This is a genomic window from Pseudomonas paraeruginosa PA7, from assembly GCF_000017205.1.
Classification (GTDB): domain Bacteria; phylum Pseudomonadota; class Gammaproteobacteria; order Pseudomonadales; family Pseudomonadaceae; genus Pseudomonas; species Pseudomonas paraeruginosa.
Window position 1 is genome coordinate 1,091,755 of sequence record NC_009656.1, and the last position, 23,536, is coordinate 1,115,290.

A 23,536-nucleotide genomic window follows, 5' to 3' on the forward strand; every position below is an offset into this window, starting at 1 on the left:
TGTGTATCTCCCCTTCCACACCAATGAGCGTAGTGCGCGGCGAATCTATTTGCCCGCCGTGCCCTCGCCGGTTGTTTCCTCCCGGGACGCGAGCGCACCCGCGGCATGCTGCCCCCGCAGCGTCCGCCAGTGCGCGAGCACGCGTTCCGGTAGCCAGGCTTGGGGTTCCGAGGCTTCGAAACCCTCTTCCTTCTCTCTTTGACGCACTTCCTCCTTCGCCAGTTCGAAGGCCCTGGCGAGGTCATCGGTGCGGTGCAGCGCATTGGCCAGCAAGGCGCGGCCGAAGTAGGTGAAATCGGCGTCGTCGGAACAGCCGAACGAGACCCGGTCGGCACGCGCCGCGGTCAGGACCAGGGTACGTTCGTCCTTCAGCGGCGGGATGAACCCTCCGCTGTAGCAGGCCGATACCACCAGCACCTTGTCGCGCTTGCGCAGTGGCGCGAGCAGTTCGGCCAGTTCCGCGGCCGGCAGGTCGCCGAGGTTCAGGCCGGGCATGTCCAGGGCCAACTGGTGGTCGCTGGAGCCGTGGCTGGTCAGGTAGATGAAGACCAGGTCTTCCGGCCCGCTGCGTTCGGCCAGGGTGCGCACGGCGCGGGACAGGCTTTCCCGGGTGGCCAGCGGGCGGTCGCCGAAGTGGTCGCGATGGTTGACCAGGCGGATCACGCCACGAGCGGCGAAACGCTGGCCGAGCAGGTCGCCGGCGTAATCGGCCTCGCGCAGGAACACGCCCTGGCGACCGTCGCCGCCCAGGCTCAGGGCATAGAGCTCGCTGGCCGGCGTCGAGGCCGGAATCTTGTCCAGTTCTTCGTCGAGCAGGCGACCCTGGGCCAGCAGGCCGACCTCGAGGGTGTCGGGCAGGGCCTTGCCGGCGGCGTCGCGGATGCGCTTGCCGTCGGCCCAGAGTCCCTGCTCGCGGCTACCGTCGGCGCGACTCAGGCTGCCTTGTCCGGCATAGGCGCCGGCGGCGAAGCCGCCTTCGTAGCGGCTGCCGTCCAGTTGTTCGAGCAGGCCCTGGCCATGGAAGCGCCAGAACTGGAAGCCGCCGCGATAGCGGCTGCCATCGGCGCCGAGGAACTCTCCGGGGCCGTTCAGCGCGCCTTCGCTGAAGCGGCCGCTCCAGACATCGCCGCTGGCGCTTTCGTAGCGACCCTGGCCATGGAACTGGTTGTCCTTGAACTGCCCGTCGTAGCGGTCGCCATCGGGGCCGTTCCAGCGCCCCTTGCCGTTCAGCATGCCGTCGCGAAAGGTGCCGGCGTACTGGTTGCCCTGGCTATCGGTGAAAAGGCCTTCACCTTCCAGCCGGCCCCGGCGGAAGCTGCCCTGGTAGCGGCTGCCGTCGCTGCCCTCCAGGCTGCCCTGGCCGCTGTACAGGCCCTTGCGGAAGCCGCCGCGGTAGCGATCGCCCTGCTGCTCCAGAGCGCCTTCGCCATCGAACAGACCCTGGCGAAATCCACCCTGGTAGACGCTGCCGTCGGCCAGCGCCAGGCGGCCCTGGCCGTCGAACAGGCCGGCGGCGAAGCCGCCGCTGTAGCGGCTGCCGTCGGCGCCCTGCCAGGTGCCATGGCCGTGCAGCAGGCCATGCTCGAAGCGGCCGGCGTACCAGGCGCCGTTGTCGTAGTCCAGCCGGCCCTGGCCTTCCAGGCGCCCGTCCACCAGTTCGCCGCGATAGCGCGCGCCGTCCGGCAGGCGTGCGTCGGCCGGCAGCAGCGGTTCGCCCTCGCCGCAGGCGGCGAGCAGGATGACCAGGGCGGAGCAGAGCGAGATAGACCTGGCGGGGCGAAGCATGCGGCGTTCCCGATGAGTGGTTCGGTCCGAGGGTGAAGGGGAGACAGTGTGGCGGAAAAATCGTTGCCTGGCAGTAGAGTATTTCCCCGCCGGCGCAGGACGCCCCCGCGAGCGGGGGCGATCGGCTCCCTCTCCTTTCAGGGAAAGGGGAGAGCGGCGCAACGGCGCCTGGCCGTCAAGCGAACGGCAGCGCTCGCTGGGGCGGGCTCAGACGAAGCAGAGGCTGAGGGTCTCGGCGATGTAGGCGGGTTTCTCCTGGCCTTCGATCTCCAGGGTGGCGCGGGCCTTGATCAGCCACTGGCCGGGGTTCTTCTCGTTGACGTCGAGCAGGGTCAGGCCCAGACGGACCCGCGAGCCGACCCGCACCGGCTGGATGAAGCGGACCGTGTCGAGGCCGTAGTTGACCGCCATCTTCAGCCCTTCGGGCAGTACCAGCAGACCTTCCATCAGTTTCGGGATCAGCGATAGGGACAGGAAGCCGTGGGCGATGGTGCCGCCGAAGGGCGTCTTCGCCGCTTTCTCCGGGTCGACGTGGATGAACTGGTGGTCGCCGGTGCATTCGGCGAACTGGTCGACCCGCTCCTGGTCGATGGTGAGCCATTCGGAATGGCCGAGATCCTTGCCGACATAGTCCTTGAGCGTTGCTACGGGTACGAATGGCATAAGTCCTCCGGGAGGATGGCTGTTGTTCTCGAGGTGCAGGAAGATCAGCACGCGTCGGCGAGCGGGTCAAGAAACCATCGGCCTGGCGAATACCCGGTCATGCGGCGCCGCGACTACGACCGATGGCCAGGCGAAGAGCGTGCCAATGTCCGGGCGGGCTGGGCATAATGGTCGGCCCTGGCTGGAGGTGCCCATGTTGCTTCGTGGTCTGACCTGGCTGGTGCTGTTCCAGTTGCTCGGCACCGGTCTGAACGTTCTGTTGTTGCCTATGCTGCCCGGGCCGATCATCGGCCTGGTACTGCTGTTCGGCTATTTCCTGCTGCGTGGCGAGGTCGGCAAGCCGCTCAACGAGGCGGCCGGCGCGCTGCTGCGCTACCTGCCGCTGCTGCTGGTGCCGGCGGCGGTCGGGGTGATGGCCTACGCGCGGGAGATCGCCGCCGACTTCTGGGCCATCGTCGGCGCGCTCGTGCTGTCGCTGGTGGTCTCGTTCCTGTTCGCCGGCTGGATGATGCAGAAGCTGATCGACCGCCAGCAACGTCGCCGGGAGGAACCCTGATGGCCTGGCAGGCCGCCCTCGCGGCGGTGATCCACCATCCGTTGTTCGGCGTCGGCGTGACGCTCGGCGCCTACCAACTGGCCCTGGCCGCCTACGAACGGACCCGCTGGGTATTCCTGCAGCCGGTGCTGGTGTCGATGCTGGTGGTGATCGGCGTGCTGCTGCTCTGCGGCATCGACTACGAGGAATACAGCGCCAGCGCCAAGGTCCTGACCATCCTCCTCGGTCCCGCCACGGTAGCCCTGGCGGTGCCGCTGTTCCTCAACCTGCGGCGTATCCGCCAATTGTTCTGGCCGACCCTGCTGACCCTGGTCGTCGCCGGTACGCTGGCGACGGTGCTGGGCATCGCATTCGGCTGGCTGTTCGGCGCCGAACCGCGGATGCTGATGAGCATGGCGCCGAAGTCGGTGACCTCCCCGATCGCCATGCTGGTGGCCAGTCAGATCGGCGGCGTGGCGGCGCTGGCCGCCGTGTTCGTCCTGATCACCGGGGTCCTCGGGGCGATCCTCGGCCCGGAGCTGTTGCGCGCCATCGGTGTCCGCCATCCCGCCGCGCAGGGCATGGCGCTGGGCATGACCGCCCATGCGGTGGGCACTTCGCGGGCCTTGCAGGAGGGCGAGGAGTGCGGCGCCTTCGCCGCCCTGGCGATGAGCCTGATGGGCGTCGCCACCGCAGTGCTGCTAACGTTGGCGGTAGCGCTGGTCGCCTGACGATGCCCGAGGAGTCGCGATGAAGTTGCCGCTGTTCCCCCTCAACGCCGTGCTGTTCCCCGGTTGCCGCCTGGACCTGCAGATCTTCGAGGCGCGCTACCTGGACATGCTCAGCCGCTGCATGAAGCAGGGCACCGGTTTCGGCGTGGTGACCATCGGTGAAGGGCGGGAGGTCGGCGAAGCGCCGAGCCGCCTGGCGATGGTCGGCTGCGAGGCGTCGATCCGCGACTGGCAGCAGCGCCCGAACGGCCTGCTGGGGATCCGCGTGGAAGGCGGCCGGCGTTTCCAGGTGCTGTCGGTGGAGGTCCAGGCCGACCAGCTCAGCGTCGGTGAGGTCGAGTGGTTCGACGACCCGCCGGAGCAGCCCCTGACCCACGAGCACAACGATCTCGCCGCGCTGCTCGGCGTACTGGCCGAGCATCCGATGGTGGCGGCGTTGGAGATGGGCGGCGAGCCCGCCGGCCAGCAGGACCTGGCGAACCAGTTGGCCTACCTGCTGCCGTTCAACACCGAGCGCAAGCTGGAGCTGCTCGCTTTGCCCGACGCGCAGACGCAACTGGCGCGGATCCAGGTGCTGCTGGAGCACCTGCAGGGCGAACTGGGCAGCGACTGAACCGCCGCCGTCACAGTGGCCGGTAGCGCGCGATGGCCTCCGGCAGGGCCCAGCCGGCGGCGATCGCCAGGGTTGCCACGCAGACCGGCAACAGCAGCCACCAGACCCGTTGCGGCAGCGCCGGCAGCGACTCGCGGCGCTGGCTCAGCCACAGGCTGGCGGCGCATACCGTGGTGGCGAGCAGGGCACCGGCGATGATGTCCGACGGCCAGTGCACGCCGAGGTAGACCCGCGACAGGGCGATGCTCAGCGACGGGATCACCGCCAGCAGTACCCAGGTCAGGCGCCAGCGTGGCGGCTGCTGGCGGCTGGCGAGCACGCCCAGGGTAAGGAAGAAGGCGAAGGACGCCGAGCTGTGCCCGCTGGGGAAGCTGAAGCTGCTCAGCGGCTCGGCCAGCACTTCCGGGCGGGCGCGGGCGAACAGGGTCTTCAGCGCCTGGTTGGCCAGGGCGGTGCCGACCAGGGTACCGATGGCGAACGCGGCCGGACGCCATTGCCGGGTCAGCAGGAGGATGCCGCCGAGCAGGGCGCCGGCGATGAACTGGGTGCGGAAGTCGCCGAGCCGGGTGACCACCACCATCACCGGGTTCAGCTCGGCGTTGCGGTGTTCCTGGACCAGCGTCATCAGGCCCTGGTCGAGGTCCTGCAGGTACGGCCAGGCGACGGTCATCGCCAGCAGCAGGACCAGGCTCAGCGCGGCCGCTACCGCGGTGGCCCAGCGCTTGCGCCGCAGGCTGGCCTGTACCACCACGCCGACCAATACCGCCAGGCAGGCGGCCACCACCCCGGCCTCGCTCCAGAAGCCTTCCGGCAACGGCAGGCGCAGCGCCGCGCCGGTGGCCCAGCCGGGCAGCAGGTAGGCCACGGCCCAGCCGGCGGCGGCGATCAGCGAGACGCCGAGGAAGCGGCCGAACGGCATGTCGAGCATGCCGGCGACCATCGGCAGCATCGGCCGCAGGGCGCCGATGAAGCGGCCGACCAGGAGGCTGGCGATGCCGTAGCGCTCGAAGTACACCTCGGCGGCGGTGATCCACTGCGGATGGCTGCGCAGGCCGGGCAGGCGGCGGATGTTCTGGTGGAAGCGGCGGCCGATCCAGTACGAGCTGAGATCGCCGAGCACCCCGCCGGTGTAGGCCAGCAGCAGGGTCTCGCCGAGGCCCAGGGCACCGCTGCCGGCGATCACCGCGACGCCGAACAGCAGCACCACGCCGGGCAGGACGATGCCGACGATGGCCGCGCATTCGAGGAAGGCGACGAGGAAGATGGCCAGGCCCAGCCATTCTGGGTTGGCGGCCATCCAGGCGTTGAAGGCGTCGAGGCTCATTGCAGGTGCGGGTCCTGGGGTCCGAGTAGTTGGTAGTCGCGCCCGGCGAGCTGGCCGCGGCGCAGCGGGTTGCGGGTGCAGAAGGCGGCGAAGGCGGCATCGACGAAACGGTACGGCAGGTGCTCGTCGCGCCCCTTCGGAATGCCCAGCCGAGCGGCCTGGACCACCTGGCTGGGGCGTTCGCCGACATCGTCGACGAACAGCCGCTGCGGATCGAAGCGCTGTGCGTCCCAGTCCGGCACCTTCAGGCCCATGGCCTTGCACAGCAGGGTCTGGCCGGCGCACAGGCGGCCGATCTCGCGGGGACGGCCCTGGCTGTCCGGGTTGAGGCTCTGCATCCGCTCCAGCGCCGCGTGGTCGCTGACGCGATCCAGCCAGGGGTGGCCGGACTTGATCAGCACCGCGTTGCCCGGCCCGCCGGCGCTGAAGTTCAGCGAGTCGCCGCCGCGCGCGTAGTACATATAGATGTGCCCGCCATCGAGGAACAGCGCCTTGCGCTTCTCGGTGTAGCCGAGCGAGGCGTGGCTGCCTTTCTCGTCGAGGTAATAGGCCTCGGTCTCGATGATCCGCGCCGCCAGCCAGAGGTTTCCATGGCGATGACGGATCACCTTGCCCAGCAGTTCGCGGGCGACCAGCAGTGCATCGCGGTCGAAGAAGGCGTCGGGGAGTGGCCGGGCGTCCGGCCAGGGCAAACTAAGGATGGGATCGCGGGACATGGGATTGTCGCTGGGACCATGGCAGTCATAGGCTGGCGAATGATAACAACAAGAGCCTGAATCATGGTTGAACGAGAGCGTGTCGACAGTGCCCACATCACGCCCAGCGCCCATTACACCGGGTATGTCTGGTTCCGCCACCGGCTCGCCGAACCGGCCTTCGCCACCGCTTTCGGCCGCTGGGTGCACGGCTTCGTCGCGCCGATCAACTGGGGCGCGCAGCTCGGTTTCGGGCTGAACATCGAGGATTTCCTGTTACAAAGACACCTGCTGATCGACGCGCGCCTGTCCCAGGCCGTCGAGCGCGAGGGGGTGGTCCAGGTGGTGGAAATGGCCTGCGGACTGTCGCCGCGCGGGCGACGCTTTCGGCAGCGCTATCCACAGCTGCGCTACCTGGAGGCCGACCTGCCGCCGATGGCCGCGCGCAAGGCGGCGCTGCTCCGCGAGCAGGGCTGGCTGGGCCCGGAGCACGCGGTGGCGGCCGTGGATATCCTCGCCGAGGACGGCGAACGCAGCCTCGCCGCGCTATTCGCCGGGCTCGACCGCCAGCGTCCGCTGGTGGTGATCACCGAGGGCCTGGTGAACTATTTCCAGCGCCCGGTGATCGAGGCCTTCTGGAGTCGCCTGGCGACCGAACTGAAACGCTTCCCCCAGGGCACTTACCTGACCGACCTCTATCCGGACCTGCGCGAACACCCGCGCTACCGGCAGATCCGCTGGGGCGTGGGGATCATCGGGCGGCTGACGCGGGGAAGCTATCCGTTGCACTACCGCAATGCCGCGGAGATCGAGGCGGCATTCGCCCGCTGTGGCTTCGCCTCGACCCTGGTGCTCGACCCCCAGCGCGACGGCGCCGCCCTGGGCTTGCCGCAGGGACGCCTGCCGAGCCTGGTGCGGGTGATCGAAAGCCGCACGGCGTAGTCGTTTCTCAGGCGACCCGCGCCCGCTGCCAGGCGGCGAGGAGGGCGGCCAGTCCGGCGCTGGCCGCCGGGTCGGAGTGCGGGAAGATGAAGGCGAAGCCGCCGGCGGTCGGACGCAGGGGCAGGATGTCCAGGTCCGCCAGGCCGTCGATGCGCAACCGCCAGCCGCGTTGCGGGCGGGATTCGGGCAGGTCGGCGTGCAGCCGCCCGCCGAAATAGCCGAGCTCCAGCAGCTCCGCCGAGCGCTCGCCGAGTTGCGGATGGTCCAGTCGTGCGTGTCCCTGGGCTGGCCGATGGCGGACCTCGAAGCGTCGCTCCAGGCTGAGCAGGCGCGTGCGTGGAATCCGCGTGCTGCCCTCGGCCCGTTCCGGCAAAGCCTCGCCGCGCAGGAACGGGCCGTAGAGCCGGGCACAGGCCTCGCGCCGTTCGAACTGGGCTAGATGGTCGGCGTCGTGGATCAGGGCGAACTCGGCGTTCCCGCAGGCATGGGCGAACACCGCATGTTCCCAGGGCTGGGTGAAATGGTCGTACTCGCCGGCGAGCACCAGGGTCGGGCAGGTCGGGTGCCGCTCGAAGCCGCCGAAGGCCAGCAGGCGCCGGCTGTTCTGCCGGTAGCGTTCGATCTCCGCCGCGGTCAGGCGTTGCAACTGGCGCAGCATGGCCTTGCGAAACAGCGGGGAGACGCCGGTACGCTCCAGCTGTAGCGGGTTGATCAGGCCGGTCAGTACGCCGTGGGCGAAGGCGCTCTGGTCGCCCTCGTCGAGCCGGGCCAGGGCTTCCACCAGCAGCAGCCGGGCGCCGGGACGGCCGAACGCGGTGATGCCGGCCAGCAGCAGGCGCGCGCAGCGGCGCGGATGGCGGGCGGCGAACAGCGCGGCCAGGGCCGAGCCGTAGGACAGGCCGATGGGCATCAACGGCGGCAGGTCGAGCCGTTCGGCGAAGGCCGCGATCAGGTCGGCGAGGTCTTCCAGGCTCAGTTCGGCCGCCAGTTGCAGGTTGCCGCCCTGGCTCGGCAGGTCGAGGAGGATCACTGGGTGCTCGGCGAGCAGTTCGCTGACCTCGCCGGCGAACGAGCGGAAGCTCTGGAAGGCGCCGCCCAGCAGGAGCACCGGCGGGCGCGGGTCGTCGACGCGGGCGGCGAAGGCCTGGTAGCGCAGTTGCCAGCCGTCGAGGAGGAGGAGATTCGGTTCGCTGCTCAGCGACTGCGCGCTGTAGTCGGTCCGGTAGCGCATGGCGAGGCCCCGCGGTGTGTGCGTCGTTATTGTTGTTCTGCCGGGCGGCTGCCGGTGGGTGGCAGTGGCCAGGCGCATCTCGAAGGTAAACAGAGGTAGCAATTTTGTTTACCTATCCTTCGGCCGGCGCCTTTGCCCGGGTGTCACCGTCTCGCGCACAGGCCCAGGCGCAGCGGGGCCGCCGCGTTACCGCCGGGGGCGGCGGAACGCGCTGTCTACCGACCGGCTGTTGCGGCTGGGCGCGCCGGGGTAGGCTCGCTATAATCGCGCATTTCCCTGACGCCAGATGCCGAGACCATGACCGAGTCCGTCCTCGACTATATGAGCCGCCTTGGCCGCGACGCCCGCGCCGCCTCGCGGCTGCTCGCGCGCGCCGCCACCGCGCAGAAGAACCGCGCCCTGCTGGCCGCGGCCGATGCGCTGGACGCCGCTCGCGCGGAGTTGTCCCACGCCAACGAGCAGGACCTCGCCGCCGGCCGCGCCAACGGCCTGGAGCCGGCGATGCTGGACCGCCTGGCGCTGACCCCGGCGCGCATCGACGACATGATCGAGGGCCTGCGCCAGGTCGCCACGTTGCCCGACCCGATCGGCGAGATCCGCGACATGCGCTACGTGCCCTCGGGCATCCAGATCGGCAAGATGCGCGTGCCGCTGGGCGTGGTCGGGATCATCTACGAGTCGCGGCCGAACGTGACCATCGATGCCGCCAGCCTGTGCCTGAAGTCCGGCAACGCGACCATCCTGCGTGGCGGCTCCGAGGCGATCCACTCCAACCAGGCGATCGCCCGCTGCATCCAGCAGGGCCTGGCCGAGGCCGGGCTGCCCGCCGCCGCCGTGCAGGTGGTGGAAACCACCGACCGCGCCGCGGTCGGCGCGCTGATCAGCATGCCCGAGTACGTCGACGTGATCGTCCCGCGCGGCGGCAAGGGCCTGATCGAGCGCATCAGCCGCGAGGCCAGGGTGCCGGTGATCAAGCACCTGGACGGCATCTGCCACGTCTACATCGACGTCGCCGCCGACCTGGACAAGGCGATCCGCGTCGCCGACAACGCCAAGACCCAGCGTTACGCGCCGTGCAACACCATGGAGACACTGCTGGTGCACGCCGGCATCGCCGAACGGGTGCTGCCGCCCCTGGCCGCGATCTACCGCGAGAAGGGCGTGGAACTGCGCGGCGACGCCGCGACCCGCGCGCTGCTCGGCGCAGACGTGCTGGAGGCTACCGAGGAGGACTGGCGTACCGAGTACAACGCGCCGATCCTGTCGATCCGCATCGTCGACGGCCTCGGCGCGGCGATCGAGCACATCAACACCTACGGCTCGCAGCACACCGACGCGATCATCACCGAGAACTTCAGCGATGCGCGGCGTTTCCTCGCCGAAGTGGATTCCGCTTCGGTGATGGTCAACGCCTCGACCCGCTTCGCCGATGGCTTCGAGTACGGCCTCGGCGCCGAGATCGGGATTTCCACCGACAAGCTGCACGCCCGCGGCCCGGTCGGCCTGGAAGGCCTGACCAGCGAGAAGTACGTCGTCTTCGGCGACGGTCACGTGCGCACCTGATGGGCAAACGTATCGGCCTGTTCGGCGGCACTTTCGACCCCGTGCATATCGGACATATGCGCAGCGCCGTGGAAATGGCCGAGCAGTTCGCCCTCGACGAACTGCGCCTGCTGCCCAATGCTCGGCCGCCGCACCGGGACGCCCCGCAGGTGTCGGCCGCGCAGCGGTTGGCGATGGTCGAGCGGGCGGTGGCGGGGGTCGAGCGGCTGACGGTCGACGCCCGCGAACTGCTGCGCGACAAGCCGTCCTACACCATCGACACCCTGGAGTCGGTGCGGGCGGAGCTGGCGGCTGACGACCAGTTGTTCATGCTGATCGGCTGGGATGCCTTCTGCGGCCTGCCGACCTGGCACCGCTGGGAGGCGTTGCTGGAGCACTGCCACATTATCGTGCTGCAGCGTCCGGATGCCGACAGCGAGCCGCCGGAAGCGCTGCGCGACCTGCTGGCGGCGCGGAGCGTGGCCGACCCGCGGGCCCTGAAAGGACCGGGCGGGCAGATCACCTTCGTCTGGCAGACGCCGCTGGCGGTGTCCGCCACCCAGATCCGCGCGTTGCTGGGGAACGGGCGTTCCGTGCGTTTCCTGGTGCCGGACGCGGTATTGAACTACATCGAGGCGCACCACCTGTATCGTGCGCCACACTGATAAAGAAACAGAGACCGACTCAATGCAAACCGAACAACTCGTCCAGCTGGCCATCGATGCCCTGGAAGACCTCAAGGCCCAGGACATCGTGACCCTCGATGTGCGGGACAAGACCAGCGTCACCGACTACATGGTGATCGCCTGCGGCAGTTCCAGCCGCCAGGTCAAGTCGCTGGCCGACAACGTCCTGACCAAGGCCAAGGAAAACGGCGTCAAGCCCCTGGGCAGCGAAGGCCTGGAGTCCGGCGAATGGGCGCTGCTCGACCTGGGCGACGTGGTGGTCCACGTGATGCTCCCGGCGACCCGCCAGTTCTACGACCTGGAGCGCCTCTGGCAGGGCGCCGAGCAGAGCCGCGCCCAGCACCAGCCGGAAGAGTGACGCCGGCATGCGGTTGCGCCTGATCGCGGTTGGCTCGCGCATGCCTCGCTGGGTCGAGGAAGGCTGGCAGGAGTACGTCAAGCGCCTGCCGGCCGAGCTGTCCCTCGAACTGGTGGAGATCCCGCTCAACACCCGCGGCAAGAACGCCGACGTGGCGCGCCTGATCCGTCAGGAAGGCGAGGCCATGCTGGCGCGCGTGCAGCCGGGGGAACGGGTGGTGACCCTGGAGGTCGAAGGGCGGCCCTGGAGCACCGAGCAACTGGCCCGCGAGCTGGACCGCTGGCGCCTCGATGCGCGTACCGTGAACCTCATGGTCGGCGGCCCGGAAGGGCTGGCGCCGGAGGTCTGCGCGCGCAGCGAGCAGCGCTGGTCGCTGTCGCCGTTGACGCTGCCGCACCCGCTGGTGCGGATCCTGGTCGGCGAGCAGATCTACCGGGCCTGGACCGTATTGTCCGGGCACCCCTACCACAAATAGTCCCCAGTCCCGATGCCGCAGCCGATCCACCTGAAAGACCACGAGAAAGACGCCCGCCTGGTGCGTCGGCGTGTCATCGTCGGGGCGGTGGCGGTGGTCCTGCTGACCCTGGTGCTGGTGGCGCGCATGTACCACCTGCAGGTGACCCAGTACGAGTACCACTCGACGCTGTCGGAGAACAACCGGGTCCACGTGCAGCCGATCCCGCCGACCCGCGGGATCATCTTCGATCGCAACGGGGTGATCATCGCCGACAACCGGCCGAGCTTCAGCCTGACCATCACCCGCGAGCGCACCGAGGACCTGCAGAAGACCCTCGACACGCTGGTGGAGATCCTCGGCCTGAGCGAGGACGACCGGGCCATCTTCGAGAAGCGCATGAAACAGGGGCGGCGTCCGTTCGAGCCGGTTCCCATCATGTTCGAGCTCAACGAGGAGCAGATCGCCCGCATCGCGGTGAACCAGTTCCGCCTGCCGGGCGTCGACGTGGCGACCCAGTTCGTCCGCCATTACCCGCTCAAGGAGCACTTCGCCCATTCGGTCGGCTACGTCGGGCGGATCAACGAGCAGGAACTGAAGAACCTCGACCCGATCAACTACAGCGGCACCCACCATATCGGCAAGACCGGCATCGAGCGCTTCTACGAGAGCGAGCTGCACGGCACCGTCGGCTACGAGGAGGTCGAGACCAACGCCCGCGGGCGGGTGCTGCGGGTACTCAAGCGCACCGATCCGATTCCCGGCAAGGACATCGTCCTGAGCATCGACAGCCGCCTGCAGGAGGCTGCCGAGAACGCCCTGGCCGGCCGTCGCGGGGCCATCGTGGCGATCCAGCCGTCCACCGGCGACGTGCTGGCGATGGTCAGCCAGCCGAGCTACGACCCCAACCTGTTCGTCACCGGCATCAGCTTCAAGGCCTACGCCGAGCTGCGCGACTCCATCGACCGGCCGCTGTACAACCGCGTCCTGCGCGGGCTCTATCCGCCGGGCTCGACGGTGAAGCCGGCGGTGGCGCTGGCCGGCCTCGACGCCGGCGTGGTCACGCCGACTTCGCGGGTGTTCGACCCCGGCTATTACCAGTTGCCCAACTACGACCACAAGTACCGTAACTGGAACCGCTACGGCGATGGCTGGGTGAGCCTGGAGTCGGCGATCTACCGGTCCAACGACACCTACTTCTACGACCTCGCGCACAAACTGGGGATCGACCGTCTGCATGCCTTCATGAGCCGTTTCGGCTTCGGCCAGAAGGTCGCCCTGGACATGTTCGGCGAGGCCGACGGGCTGATGCCCTCGCGCGAATGGAAGCGCAAGACCCGGCGCCAGGCCTGGTACCCGGGCGAGACCCTGATCCTCGGCATCGGCCAGGGCTACATGCAGGCGACGCCGATCCAGCTGGCGCAGATGACCGCGCTGCTGGCCAACAAGGGCCACTGGATCCGCCCGCACCTGGCCAAGACCATCGACGGCCAGCCGCCGCTCGACCCCAACCCGATGCCCGACATCGTGCTGCGCGACCCGGCCAACTGGGACCGCGTCGACTACGGCATGCAGCAGGTGGTGCATGGCGCCCGCGGCACGGCGCGCAAGGTCGGCGCCACCTCGGTCTATCCGATCGCCGGCAAGAGCGGTACCGCCCAGGTGGTGGCGATCAAGCAGAACGAGCGCTACGACCGCTCCAAGCTGCTCGAGCGACATCGCGACCATGCCCTGTTCGTCGGCTTCGCGCCGGCCAACAACCCGCAGATCGCGGTGGCGGTGATGGTGGAGAACGGCGAGTCCGGCTCCGGCGTCGCCGCCCCGGTGGTCAAGCAGGTGATGGACGCCTGGCTGCTCGACGAGCACGGCAAGCTCAAGGCCGAATACGCCGAACCCGTGGCGCCGCTCGCGGCGGCGGTGGCCAGGCCCGAACCCACGGCAGCCGAGCCGGAGGCGCCCGCCCTTGAACAGTAACTTCGACCGTACCCTGTCCAACGAAGACGTGATGCGCCGGCGCGCCAGCCTGCTGCAGCGCCTGCACATCGACGGCATCCTCCTGCTGCTGTTGCTGATCCTCGGCGCCACCGGCCTGTTCGTCCTCTATTCGGCGAGCGGCAAGAGCTGGGACATGCTGATGAAGCAGGCCACCTCGTTCGGCCTGGGCCTGGGCATGATGGTGATCATCGCCCAGATCGAACCGCGCTTCATGGCCCGCTGGGTGCCGCTGGGCTACCTGGTGGGGGTCGCGCTGCTGGTGGTGGTCGACGTGATCGGCCACGACGCCAAGGGCGCGACGCGCTGGATCAACATCCCCGGGGTGATCCGCTTCCAGCCCTCGGAATTCATGAAGCTGCTGATGCCGATGACGGTGGCCTGGTACCTGTCCAAGCGCAACCTGCCGCCGGGACTCAAGCACATGGTGATCAGCCTGGCGATCATCATCACCCCGTTCGTGCTGATCCTGAAGCAGCCCGACCTCGGCACCGCCATGCTGATCCTCGCTTCCGGCGGCTTCGTTCTGTTCGTTGGCGGCCTGCGCTGGCGCTGGATCGTCGGCGCGGTGTCGGCGGCGGTGCCGATCGCGGTGGCGATGTGGTTCTTCATCATGCACGACTACCAGAAACAGCGGGTGCTGACCTTCCTCGACCCGGAAAGCGACCCGCTGGGTACCGGCTGGAACATCATCCAGTCGAAGGCGGCCATCGGTTCCGGCGGGGTATTCGGCAAGGGCTGGCTGCTGGGCACCCAGTCGCACCTGGATTTTTTGCCGGAAAGCCATACCGACTTTATCATTGCGGTCCTCGGCGAGGAGTTCGGCCTGGTCGGCGTCTGCCTGCTGCTGGTGCTCTACCTGCTGCTGATCAGTCGCGGCCTGGTCATCACCGCCCAGGCGCAGACGCTCTACGGCAAACTGCTGGCCGGGGGCATCACCATGACGTTTTTCGTTTATGTCTTCGTGAATATCGGTATGGTGAGCGGGTTGTTGCCGGTGGTGGGGGTACCGCTGCCTTTCATTAGTTATGGCGGAACTTCGCTGGTTACCCTGTTGTCAGGGTTCGGGGTTCTGATGTCGATCCATACCCATCGGAAATGGATCGCCCAGGTTTGAGACCAAGAGTGAAGAACGCAATGCACGTACTGCGTACATGGGCGGCCAGGGGCGTCCAATGGGTCGGCGTGGCCGGCTTCGTTGGCCTGTCCGGGGCGGCCCAGGCGGGGGACTACGACGGCTCGCCGCAAGTGGCCGAGTTCGTCAGCGAGATGACCCGCGACTATGGCTTCGCCGGAGAGCAGCTGATGGGGCTGTTCCGCGACGTGAACCGCAAGCAGTCGATCCTCGATGCGATCTCGCGCCCGGCCGAGCGGGTCAAGCAGTGGAAGGAATACCGGCCGATCTTCATCAGCGACGCACGCATCAGTCGGGGCGTCGACTTCTGGAACAAGCATGCCGAGGACCTGGCGCTGGCGGAGAAGGAATACGGCGTACCGGCCGAGATCATCGTCTCGATCATCGGCGTGGAAACCTTCTTCGGCCGCAACACCGGCAGCTACCGGGTGATGGATGCGCTGTCCACCCTCGGCTTCGACTATCCGCCGCGGGCCGACTTCTTCCGCAAGGAATTGCGCGAGTTCCTCCTGCTCGCCCGCGAACAGCAGGTCGACCCGCTCAGCCTGACCGGCTCCTACGCTGGCGCCATGGGCCTGCCGCAATTCATGCCAAGCAGCTTCCGCGCCTACGCGGTGGACTTCGACGGCGACGGCCATATCAACATCTGGAGCGACCCGACCGACGCCATCGGCAGCGTCGCCAGCTATTTCAAGCAGCACGGCTGGGTCACCGGCGAGCCGGTGGTCTCGATGGCCGAGATCAACGACGAGAGCGCCGAGAGCGCGGTGACCAGGGGCGTCGACCCGACCATGAGCCTGGGCGAGCTGCGCGCCCGCGGCTGGCGCACCCACGATGCGCTGCGCGACGAGCAGAAGGTCACGGCGATGCGTTTCGTCGGCGACAAGGGCATCGAGTATTGGGTCGGTTTGCCGAACTTCTACGTGATCACCCGCTATAATCGCAGCGCCATGTATGCCATGGCGGTTTATCAGCTGGCGGGCGAGATTGCCCGCGCGCGAGGTGCCCATTGAGCAAGCGTGTCCGCTCCTCCCTGATCCTGCCCGCCGTCTGCGGCCTCGGGCTGGCGACCGTGCTGTTGAGCAGTTGCTCCAGCAAGGCGCCCCAGCAGCCGGCCAGGCAGGCGGGCATTTCCGGGCCGGGCGACTATTCCCGTCCGCATCGCGACGGCGCCCCCTGGTGGGACGTCGACGTGTCGCGGATCCCCGATGCGGTGCCGATGCCGCACAACGGTTCGGTGAAGGCCAACCCCTATACCGTGCTGGGCAAGACCTACTACCCGATGAACGACGCGCGGGCCTACCGGATGGTCGGCACCGCCTCCTGGTACGGCACCAAGTTCCACGGCCAGGCCACCGCCAACGGCGAGACCTACGACCTGTACGGCATGACCGCCGCGCACAAGACCCTGCCGCTGCCGAGTTACGTGCGGGTGACCAACCTGGACAACGGCAAGAGCGTGATCGTCCGCGTCAACGACCGCGGACCGTTCTATTCCGACCGGGTCATCGACCTGTCCTTCGCCGCGGCGAAGAAGCTCGGCTATGCCGAGTCCGGCACCGCGCGGGTCAAGGTCGAAGGCATCGACCCGGTGCAATGGTGGGCCCAGCGCGGCCGGCCGGCGCCGATGGTCCTGGCGCAGCCCAGGCAGGCGGTGGCCCAGGCCGCTCCTGGCGCGGCGCAGCCGCAGGCGGTGGCAATGGCGCAGCCGATCGAGACCTATACCCCGCCGCCGACGCAGCACGCCGCAGCCGTGCTGCCGGTGCAGATCGACTCAAAAAAAAACGCTTCATTACCAGCCGATGGCCTGTATCTCCAGGTGGGCGCCTTCGCCAACCCGGATGCGGCGGAGCTGCTGAAGGCCAAGCTGAGCAGCGTGACGGCTGCGCCGGTGTTTATCAGCTCGGTCGTGCGCAACCAGCAGATCCTGCACCGGGTGCGGCTGGGACCGATCGGTTCGGCGGACGAGGCTAGCCGGACCCAGGACAGCATCCGCGTGGCCAATCTTGGCCAGCCGACGCTGGTACGCCCCGACTGAGCGCCTACTCACGCAGGGAATTCCCGCAAGGGATTGTTTGACCATTGGTAGAACCAGAGAGACGGATGAACATCACCACTATCGCGAAACGCTTGTCACTGCTTGTCCTGTTCATCGCCCCTACGGCTGGCTGGGCTGCTGAATCCATGGTTCCGGCGCCGCCGCAACTGGCCGCCAAGTCGTACGTCCTGATGGACGGCGAGAGCGGTCAGGTACTGGTCGAGAACAACGGCGACCAGCGCCTGCCGCCGGCCAGCCTGACCAAGCTGATGACCGCCTACATCGCCACCAAGGAGATCGAGGCCGGCCGCATCGGCGAGAACGACCTGGTCACCGTCAGCGAACATGCCTGGCGCACCGGCGGTTCGCGGATGTTCATCAAGGTCGGCAGCCAGGTCTCGGTGAGCGACCTGCTGCATGGCATCATCATCCAGTCCGGCAACGACGCCAGCGTCGCCCTGGCCGAGCATATCGCCGGTAGCGAAGACGCCTTCGCCGACATGATGAACACCACTGCGCAGAAGCTGGGCCTGACCAACTCGCACTTCATGGACGCCACCGGCCTGCCCAACCCGGACCATTATTCCTCGGCCCGCGACATGGCGGTGCTGGCCCGCGCGATCATCTACGGCGAGCCGAGCCACTATGCGATCTACGCGCAGAAGGAATTCCTCTGGAACAACATCAAGCAGCCGAACCGCAACCTGCTGCTGTGGCGCGACAAGACCGTCGACGGCCTGAAGACCGGTCATACCGACGAAGCCGGGTACTGCCTGGTGGCTTCCGCTGTGCGTGACGGCCAGCGCATGATCGCCGTGGTGTTCGGCACCAACAGCGAGCAGGCCCGCGCCGCCGAGACCCAGAAGCTGCTGACCTATGGCTTCCGCTTCTTCGAAAGCCGCAACTTCTACAAGAAGGGCACCGAGCTGACCAAGGGCCTGGTCTGGAAAGGTTCCGAGCATGAAGTGAAGGCCGGCCTCGCCGAGGACCTGACCATGACCCTGCCGCGCGGCCAGATGCAGAAACTGCAGGCCAGCATGGTCCTGGAGCCGCAGCTGATGGCGCCGATCCAGCAGGGCCAGGTGATCGGCAAGGTCGAGGTGAAGCTGGACGACAAGGTCATCCGCACCGCCGACCTGGTCGCCCTCAACGCCGTCGAGGAGGGTGGTTTCTTCCGCCGCCTGTGGGATAGCATCCGCCTGTTCTTCTACGGTTTGTTCAACTGACCGACCGGCGCCCGCCCGCTCACGAGGCCAGCGGGCGCCCGTCCCAGCGGACCACGGGTCCGCCGCCGCCATGACCGATACCCCTGACGTTCAACCCCCGAAAATCGAATTCCCCTGCGAGCGCTACCCGATCAAGGTGATCGGCGACGCCGGCGAAGGTTTCTCCGACCTGGTCGTGGAAATCATCCGGCGCCATGCGCCAGACCTCGACGCCGAGACCCTGGTGGTCCGCGACAGCAGCAAGGGGCGCTTCCTCTCGGTGCAGGTGCTGATCACCGCCACCGATGTCGACCAACTGCAAGCCATCCATAACGACCTGCGCGCGACCGGACGCGTGCACATGGTGCTCTGATGGGTCTCGAGCTGGGCTTCCGTGAGCTCGGCGAGGTTCCCTACGAACCGACCTGGCATGCCATGCAGCGCTTCGTTGCCGAACGCGACAAATCGGTGATGGACGAAGCCTGGCTGTTGCAGCACCCTGCGGTCTTCACCCAGGGCCAGGCCGGCAAGGCGGAGCATGTGCTGTTCCCCGGCGACATCCCGGTGATCCAGGTGGATCGCGGCGGCCAGGTGACCTACCACGGCCCCGGCCAGTTGGTCACCTACCTGCTGCTCGACGTCCGCCGCCTGGGCCTGGGCGTGCGCGAGCTGGTCAGCCGGATCGAGCAGAGCCTGATCGGCCTGCTGGCATCCTATGACGTGCAGGCCGTGGCCAAGCCGGACGCGCCGGGTGTCTACGTCGACGGGGCGAAGATCGCCTCGCTCGGCCTGCGCATCCGCAACGGCTGCTCGTTCCATGGCCTGGCGCTGAACCTGGACATGGACCTGCGTCCGTTCCAACGAATCAATCCCTGCGGCTACGCCGGGATGCCCATGACCCAACTGCGCGACCTGGTTGGGCCGGTGGATTTTGCCGAGGTGTGTACCCGATTGCGCGCTGAGCTCGTCTCACGCCTTGGCTACGCTGAACAGAAGACCCTTACGGGCGGGATCGAACTGACATGAGCACTGTTGTGGAGAAGTCCGGAGAAGCCAAGCCGGGCAAGGTGGAAGTCGGCGTGAAGCTGCGCGGCGCGGAAAAGGTCGCGCGGATTCCGGTGAAGATCATTCCCACCGAGGAACTGCCGAAGAAACCCGACTGGATCCGCGTGCGCATCCCGGTTTCCCCCGAGGTCGACCGCATCAAGCAACTGCTGCGCAAGCACAAGCTGCACAGCGTCTGCGAAGAAGCGTCCTGCCCGAACCTGGGCGAGTGCTTCTCCGGCGGCACCGCGACCTTCATGATCATGGGCGACATCTGCACCCGCCGCTGCCCGTTCTGCGACGTCGGCCACGGCCGGCCGAAGCCGCTGGACGTCGACGAGCCGACCAACCTGGCGATCGCCATCGCCGACCTGCGCCTGAAGTACGTGGTGATCACCTCGGTGGACCGCGATGACCTGCGCGACGGCGGTGCCCAGCACTTCGCCGACTGCCTGCGCGAGATCCGCAAGCTGTCGCCGGGCATCCAGCTCGAGACCCTGGTTCCCGACTACCGCGGGCGCATGGACATCGCCCTGGAGATCACTGCCAACGAGCCGCCGGACGTGTTCAACCACAACCTGGAGACGGTACCGCGGCTGTACCGCTCCTCGCGGCCGGGCTCGGACTTCGAGTGGTCGCTGGACCTGCTGCAGAAGTTCAAGCAGATGGTCCCGCACGTACCGACCAAGTCCGGCCTGATGCTCGGCCTGGGCGAGACCGACGAAGAGGTCATCGAGGTCATGCAGCGGATGCGCGAGCACGACATCGACATGCTGACCCTCGGCCAGTACCTGCAGCCGTCACGCAACCACCTGCCGGTGCAGCGCTTCGTGCATCCGGACACCTTCGCCTGGTTCGCCGAGGAAGGCGAGAGGATGGGCTTCAAGAACGTCGCCTCCGGTCCGCTGGTGCGCTCGTCCTACCACGCCGACCAGCAGGCGCACGGCAACAAGATCGGCTGATCGTCACCGCGCCAATACCCTCCGACGCCGCGTCCCTGCGCAGGGACGCGGCGTTTTTCATTGGGCCGCCACGAAGCCTCTTCAGGCGCAGGGCGAACAACCGCTTGCGGTTATCCGCCGGCGCCGAGGCACGGGGCATCGGCGGATAACGCCGGGGTCGTTACCCGCCCTGCGCGGGGGCGGCTCATTCCTGCGTGGCCGAGGCAGCAGGTGGAGCGCCGTTTGCGCTCACCCCCGTGCAGCGACGAAGCGATTGCGCTGGCCGAGTTGCCGTACCGCTTCCACCAGCGCCTCGGCCGCCAGGCTGGGCTGGCGCGAGAAGGCGTAGAAACGCGCCTCCGGCAGATCCAGAAAGCCCTGCTCCGGCCCCACTTCTCGCAAACCCTCGCGCATCTGGCTGCGTGCGACCACCGTCACGGCGAAACCGGCCAGCGCGGCGGACAGGCAGCCGGCCATGCTGGCGCTCTCGAACACCAGTCGCCAGGGGCGCGCAGCGGCGCCCAGGGCGGTGATCGCTGCCTCGCGGTAGACGCAAGGCTCGGGGAACAACGCCAGCGGCATCGGTTCACCCGGGGATAGCTCGACCGCGCTCGCGGCGGCCCAGACCAGCGGTTCCTCCCAGAGCAGTTCGCCGTCGTCCTCGACTCGCCGGCATTGCTTGCCGAACACCACGTCGGTGCGGCCCTGGGCCTGCTGGCGGAGCAGGTCGCTGGTGATGCCCACCTTGAGTTCGATGGAGGCTTCCGGGTGCCAGCGGCGGAAGCGCTGCAGGACCCTGGGCAGCCAGGCGCTGGCGAAATCCTCCGAGGCGCCGATGCGCAAACGCTCGCGGATCGGCGTGCCGTGCAGCCTGGCGCGTGCCTCGCGCTCCAGTTCGACGATGTTGCGGGCATAGCCGTAGAGCGTCTCGCCTGCCTGGGTCAGCTCCAGGCGGCGGGTGGTGCGGCTCAGCAGGCCAACCCCGGCGCTTTGCTCCAGGCGCTTGATGTGCCCGCTGACCGCGGAGGGGGTGAGCGCCAGGTTGTCCGCGGCGAGGGCGAACCCTCCGCTGTCGACCACTTCGAGAAAGGTGCGCAGCAATACGATGTCCAGCGATTGGGAGACGGGGACGGCAAGCTCCATGAAGTCATCCATTCATTTCGTTTCATGAAGAGTAGACGCTAACTATTCATGAATCACGCGTGGAGATCGTTCCAGGATGGCGGTTCATCCTCCCGGAGGTGTCCGATGAGCCGCTATGCCTTCGCTTCCACCGACGACCTGGAAATCGCCTACCTGGAGTGGAGTCCCCAGGGCGAACGCAACGCCGTCCTGCTCCACGGCTGGCCGGACAGCCCGCATGGCTGGAAGGCCGTGGCGGAAACCCTGGCGAGCGCCGGCTACCGGGTACTGGCGCCGGCCCGCTTCAGGCATGCCGCGACGCCGCGCAGCGGGCAACTGGCGGCGCTGGGTTGTGACCTGCTGGGGCTCATCGACAGCCTGGCGCTACGCCGTCCTCTGCTGGTGGGCATGACTGGGGCGCTCGCGCGGTGGCCAATGCTCGCGGCCTGCGCGAGGGCGTTGGCTCACCGGGAGGCACAGCTGCTGCCGCGCCACGCCTGGCTGTGCCTGCACGGCGGCGCGGACGCCTGTACCCATCCTGACGGCTCCCGCGGCCGCGAACAGTATTTCAGCGGACGCTACCGGCGCCTGCTGCTGGATGGCGTCGGCCACTTCCCGCCGCGCGAGGCGGCCCTGCGAGGCGCTGCGGAAGCGCTCGCCGGTAGGGCGAATAACCGCATCGCGGTTATCCGCCGATGCGGGGCGGGGCGGTGGATAATGCCCGTGGCGTTATACGAACCGGTATGCCGCGAGCGGTCGTGCAGGACGTGGGTCCATAAGCTCCGCCGGCGGCCCTATGGCGTGCGCAGGCGATCGAGCAGCGCCGGGGTCGGATAGCCGTCCGCCGGCCAGCCGAACTCCTGCTGGCAGGCGCGGATCGCCTTGCGCGTATTGGCGCCGATAATGCCATCCACCGCGCCCGGATCGTGTCCGCGTGCGGCCAACTGCTGTTGCAGTTCGATACGTTGCGAACGGCTCAGCGGCACATCCTCCAGCGGCCAGGCGGCGACGATCCGGCCGCCGCCCTTGAAGCTGTCGGCGAGCAGGCCGACCGCCAGGGCATAGGCGCTGGAGTTGTTGTACTTGAGGATCGCACGGAAGTTGTGCAGCACCAGGAACGCCGGGCCGCGATGGCCGGCGGGCAGCAGCAGGGAAGCCTGTTCGCCGGCGAGGTGTGCGGGCAGGCCGGCGCCAGCCACGCCTTGTACACCCAGTCCTTGCCACTCGCTCAGGGGCTTGCGGATGGTGAGCTCAGCCTGGGAGTAGTCGAAGCCCGCGGGCAGGCGGACTTCGAAGCCCCAGGGCTGACCGGCGATCCAGCCGGAAGCCTTCAGGTAATTGGCGGTCGAGGCCAGGGCGTCGCCGGGGGAACCCCAGATATCGCGCCTGCCGTCGCCGTCGAAATCCACTGCGTACTGGTTGTAGGTGGTCGGGATGAACTGGGTCTGGCCCATGGCGCCGGCCCAGGAGCCGATCATGAAGGAGGCCGGAACGTCACCGTGCTGGAGGATCTTCAGGGAGGCGAGCAACTGGGCGTGGGCGAACTCCGGCCGGCGTCCCTCGTAGGCCAGGGTGGCCAGGGAGCGGATCACGTTCTTGTTGCCCATGTGCGAGCCGTAGTTGCTTTCCATGCCCCAGATCGCCACCACCGCGTTCGCGTCCACGGCGTAGCGTGCGTCGACCTGCTCGAGGATCCGCGCGTGTCGCGCCAGGCGTGCCTGGCCCTGGCGGACCCGCAAGGGATCGAGGGCGCCTTCCAGATACTTCCACACCGGACGGGTGAATTCCGGCTGGCTGCGGTCGGCTTCGACCACGGCGGGATCGGGTTGCACGTCGGCGAAGGCACGATCGAAGGTCTGCGCGTCGATGCCATCGGCCAGGGCCTGCTGGCGGAAGGCTTCGCGCCACTGCTCGAAGCTCTGTGCGGGCTGTGCGGCATCCGCCGTAACGCTGGAGTAACCCGGGACGGTCGGGCGCGCGCCAGTGGATGACTTGGCCGGCAGGGGGGCGGCAGGCTGGTTGTATTCGAGCGCCGGATTCTTTTGCGCGCAGGCGCTGGAGAGGCCAAGCCCCATGGCGATCACGGTGCTGCCCAGCAGCCCGCTCACCTTCAGCAGGGCGGATCGTTCGGGGTTACGCATTGCTCTCCTCAGCAGGGTCCTCGGGACGGGCCACCTTAGCACGCCGGCCTGGACGCGTCTGCCGTCGTTGGACGCGCCGGCAGGGCTCGGGTTCGCCAATGCGGTGCCATCGGCGCGGTGGATATCTTTCGCCATATGTTCGGTCACTGTCAGGCGGCCAATGGTTTCGTCCGTATCGCTGCGCCGCCTGTCGACGCCTCTCGGCACCCCGGTCCGGAATCGGCGGCGGGGCGCACGGCACGTTCGAGGCATTCGACTTCCTATTCCCGGCCTTCGTTCTGCGCGACATCGCTGTCCGCTTCGGCGCCGGCATCGAATACCCGAGCCTGGCTCTCGCGCCGCAATGGCCAGGGAACTGC

Annotated in this window: 23 protein-coding genes and 1 pseudogene; 17 read left to right on the forward strand and 7 right to left on the reverse strand. The window is 68.1% G+C overall.

The annotated features are described in order from the left end of the window. Positions 1-45: 45 nt before the first annotated feature. Positions 46-1,785: a C13 family peptidase gene (locus PSPA7_RS05185; protein WP_012074417.1), complete on the reverse strand. Its 1,740-nt coding sequence runs from the start codon at positions 1,783-1,785 to the stop codon at positions 46-48. Between the two features lie 207 nt (positions 1,786-1,992). Continuing rightward, the gene (locus PSPA7_RS05190; protein WP_012074418.1) at positions 1,993-2,448 is read right to left on the reverse strand and encodes a MaoC family dehydratase; all 456 of its coding nucleotides are present in this window, start codon (positions 2,446-2,448) and stop codon (positions 1,993-1,995) included. A 193-nt stretch (positions 2,449-2,641) separates the two neighbouring features. On the opposite strand from PSPA7_RS05190, the gene PSPA7_RS05195 reads away from it, so the two are divergent. The 3 genes from PSPA7_RS05195 to PSPA7_RS05205 are packed head-to-tail and all read left to right on the forward strand — an operon-like array spanning position 2,642 to position 4,327. Next, positions 2,642-3,004, forward strand: coding sequence for a CidA/LrgA family protein (locus PSPA7_RS05195; protein WP_003155583.1), 363 nt, complete (start codon positions 2,642-2,644; stop codon positions 3,002-3,004). Continuing rightward, a complete protein-coding gene (locus tag PSPA7_RS05200; RefSeq protein ID WP_012074419.1) occupies positions 3,004-3,714 on the forward strand; it encodes an LrgB family protein in 711 nt (236 codons plus the stop codon). Before PSPA7_RS05195 ends, PSPA7_RS05200 begins: the two co-directional genes overlap by 1 nt. 19 nt (positions 3,715-3,733) lie before the next feature. Further along, positions 3,734-4,327 (forward strand): LON peptidase substrate-binding domain-containing protein, encoded by a 594-nt coding sequence (locus PSPA7_RS05205; RefSeq protein WP_012074420.1) that lies wholly within the window; start codon positions 3,734-3,736, stop codon positions 4,325-4,327. Positions 4,328-4,337: 10 nt separating this feature from the next. On the opposite strand, the gene PSPA7_RS05210 is transcribed toward PSPA7_RS05205, so the two are convergent. Beyond that, entirely contained in the window at positions 4,338-5,651 is a 1,314-nt protein-coding gene (locus PSPA7_RS05210) for a bifunctional DedA family/phosphatase PAP2 family protein (RefSeq protein ID WP_012074421.1), read from the reverse strand. Further along, positions 5,648-6,367 carry a DNA-3-methyladenine glycosylase gene (locus PSPA7_RS05215; protein WP_003155579.1) on the reverse strand — a complete coding sequence of 240 codons (720 nt, stop codon included), beginning with the start codon at positions 6,365-6,367 and terminating at the stop codon, positions 5,648-5,650. Before PSPA7_RS05215 ends, PSPA7_RS05210 begins: the two co-directional genes overlap by 4 nt. A gap of 63 nt (positions 6,368-6,430) precedes the next feature. On the opposite strand from PSPA7_RS05215, the gene PSPA7_RS05220 reads away from it, so the two are divergent. Continuing rightward, the gene (locus PSPA7_RS05220; protein ID WP_012074423.1) at positions 6,431-7,288 is read left to right on the forward strand and encodes a class I SAM-dependent methyltransferase; all 858 of its coding nucleotides are present in this window, start codon (positions 6,431-6,433) and stop codon (positions 7,286-7,288) included. A 7-nt stretch (positions 7,289-7,295) separates the two neighbouring features. Here the strand turns inward: PSPA7_RS05220 and PSPA7_RS05225 are convergent, their stop codons facing one another. Further along, a complete protein-coding gene (locus PSPA7_RS05225) occupies positions 7,296-8,519 on the reverse strand; it encodes an alpha/beta fold hydrolase (RefSeq protein WP_012074424.1) in 1,224 nt (407 codons plus the stop codon). A 297-nt stretch (positions 8,520-8,816) separates the two neighbouring features. On the opposite strand from PSPA7_RS05225, the gene PSPA7_RS05230 reads away from it, so the two are divergent. The 12 genes from PSPA7_RS05230 to lipA all read left to right on the forward strand — a co-directional run bounded on the left by PSPA7_RS05230 (position 8,817) and on the right by lipA (position 19,935). After that, on the forward strand, positions 8,817-10,082 hold the full coding sequence (locus PSPA7_RS05230) for a glutamate-5-semialdehyde dehydrogenase (RefSeq protein ID WP_012074425.1): 1,266 nt from the start codon (positions 8,817-8,819) through the stop codon (positions 10,080-10,082). Next, the gene (gene nadD, locus PSPA7_RS05235; RefSeq protein ID WP_003153394.1) at positions 10,082-10,726 is read left to right on the forward strand and encodes a nicotinate-nucleotide adenylyltransferase; all 645 of its coding nucleotides are present in this window, start codon (positions 10,082-10,084) and stop codon (positions 10,724-10,726) included. Before PSPA7_RS05230 ends, nadD begins: the two co-directional genes overlap by 1 nt. A gap of 22 nt (positions 10,727-10,748) precedes the next feature. Beyond that, positions 10,749-11,105, forward strand: coding sequence for a ribosome silencing factor (rsfS, locus tag PSPA7_RS05240; RefSeq protein WP_003153392.1), 357 nt, complete (start codon positions 10,749-10,751; stop codon positions 11,103-11,105). A 7-nt stretch (positions 11,106-11,112) separates the two neighbouring features. Next, entirely contained in the window at positions 11,113-11,580 is a 468-nt protein-coding gene (gene rlmH, locus PSPA7_RS05245) for a 23S rRNA (pseudouridine(1915)-N(3))-methyltransferase RlmH (protein WP_003093193.1), read from the forward strand. A gap of 12 nt (positions 11,581-11,592) precedes the next feature. Then, entirely contained in the window at positions 11,593-13,533 is a 1,941-nt protein-coding gene (gene mrdA / locus PSPA7_RS05250; protein ID WP_003153390.1) for a penicillin-binding protein 2, read from the forward strand. Between the two features lie 31 nt (positions 13,534-13,564). Next, positions 13,565-14,668: a rod shape-determining protein RodA gene (gene rodA / locus PSPA7_RS05255; protein ID WP_074197275.1), complete on the forward strand. Its 1,104-nt coding sequence runs from the start codon at positions 13,565-13,567 to the stop codon at positions 14,666-14,668. An 8-nt stretch (positions 14,669-14,676) separates the two neighbouring features. Continuing rightward, positions 14,677-15,699: a lytic murein transglycosylase B gene (gene mltB / locus PSPA7_RS05260; RefSeq protein WP_079262155.1), complete on the forward strand. Its 1,023-nt coding sequence runs from the start codon at positions 14,677-14,679 to the stop codon at positions 15,697-15,699. Next, positions 15,696-16,724, forward strand: a complete 1,029-nt coding sequence (gene rlpA, locus PSPA7_RS05265) for a septal ring lytic transglycosylase RlpA (RefSeq protein ID WP_012074427.1) — start codon at positions 15,696-15,698, stop codon at positions 16,722-16,724. Before mltB ends, rlpA begins: the two co-directional genes overlap by 4 nt. A gap of 65 nt (positions 16,725-16,789) precedes the next feature. After that, on the forward strand, positions 16,790-17,950 hold the full coding sequence (locus PSPA7_RS05270; protein WP_003153384.1) for a D-alanyl-D-alanine carboxypeptidase family protein: 1,161 nt from the start codon (positions 16,790-16,792) through the stop codon (positions 17,948-17,950). A 70-nt stretch (positions 17,951-18,020) separates the two neighbouring features. Next, entirely contained in the window at positions 18,021-18,302 is a 282-nt protein-coding gene (locus PSPA7_RS05275; protein ID WP_003153382.1) for a DUF493 domain-containing protein, read from the forward strand. After that, entirely contained in the window at positions 18,302-18,955 is a 654-nt protein-coding gene (gene lipB / locus PSPA7_RS05280) for a lipoyl(octanoyl) transferase LipB (protein ID WP_003093177.1), read from the forward strand. Before PSPA7_RS05275 ends, lipB begins: the two co-directional genes overlap by 1 nt. Next, positions 18,952-19,935, forward strand: a complete 984-nt coding sequence (gene lipA / locus PSPA7_RS05285) for a lipoyl synthase (RefSeq protein WP_041025292.1) — start codon at positions 18,952-18,954, stop codon at positions 19,933-19,935. The genes lipB and lipA overlap by 4 nt, the downstream gene beginning before the upstream one ends. Positions 19,936-20,163: 228 nt before the next feature. Here lipA and PSPA7_RS05290 read toward each other — a convergent pair whose 3' ends face one another. Further along, on the reverse strand, positions 20,164-21,057 hold the full coding sequence (locus tag PSPA7_RS05290) for a LysR family transcriptional regulator (protein WP_079262228.1): 894 nt from the start codon (positions 21,055-21,057) through the stop codon (positions 20,164-20,166). A gap of 105 nt (positions 21,058-21,162) precedes the next feature. Between PSPA7_RS05290 and PSPA7_RS30750 the strand changes: the two are divergent. Then, a pseudogene (locus tag PSPA7_RS30750) lies at positions 21,163-21,681 on the forward strand (alpha/beta fold hydrolase); the annotation flags it as partial. A 149-nt stretch (positions 21,682-21,830) separates the two neighbouring features. Here the strand turns inward: PSPA7_RS30750 and PSPA7_RS05300 are convergent. Further along, the gene (locus PSPA7_RS05300) at positions 21,831-23,177 is read right to left on the reverse strand and encodes a lytic murein transglycosylase (protein WP_012074431.1); all 1,347 of its coding nucleotides are present in this window, start codon (positions 23,175-23,177) and stop codon (positions 21,831-21,833) included. Positions 23,178-23,536 lie beyond the last annotated feature (359 nt).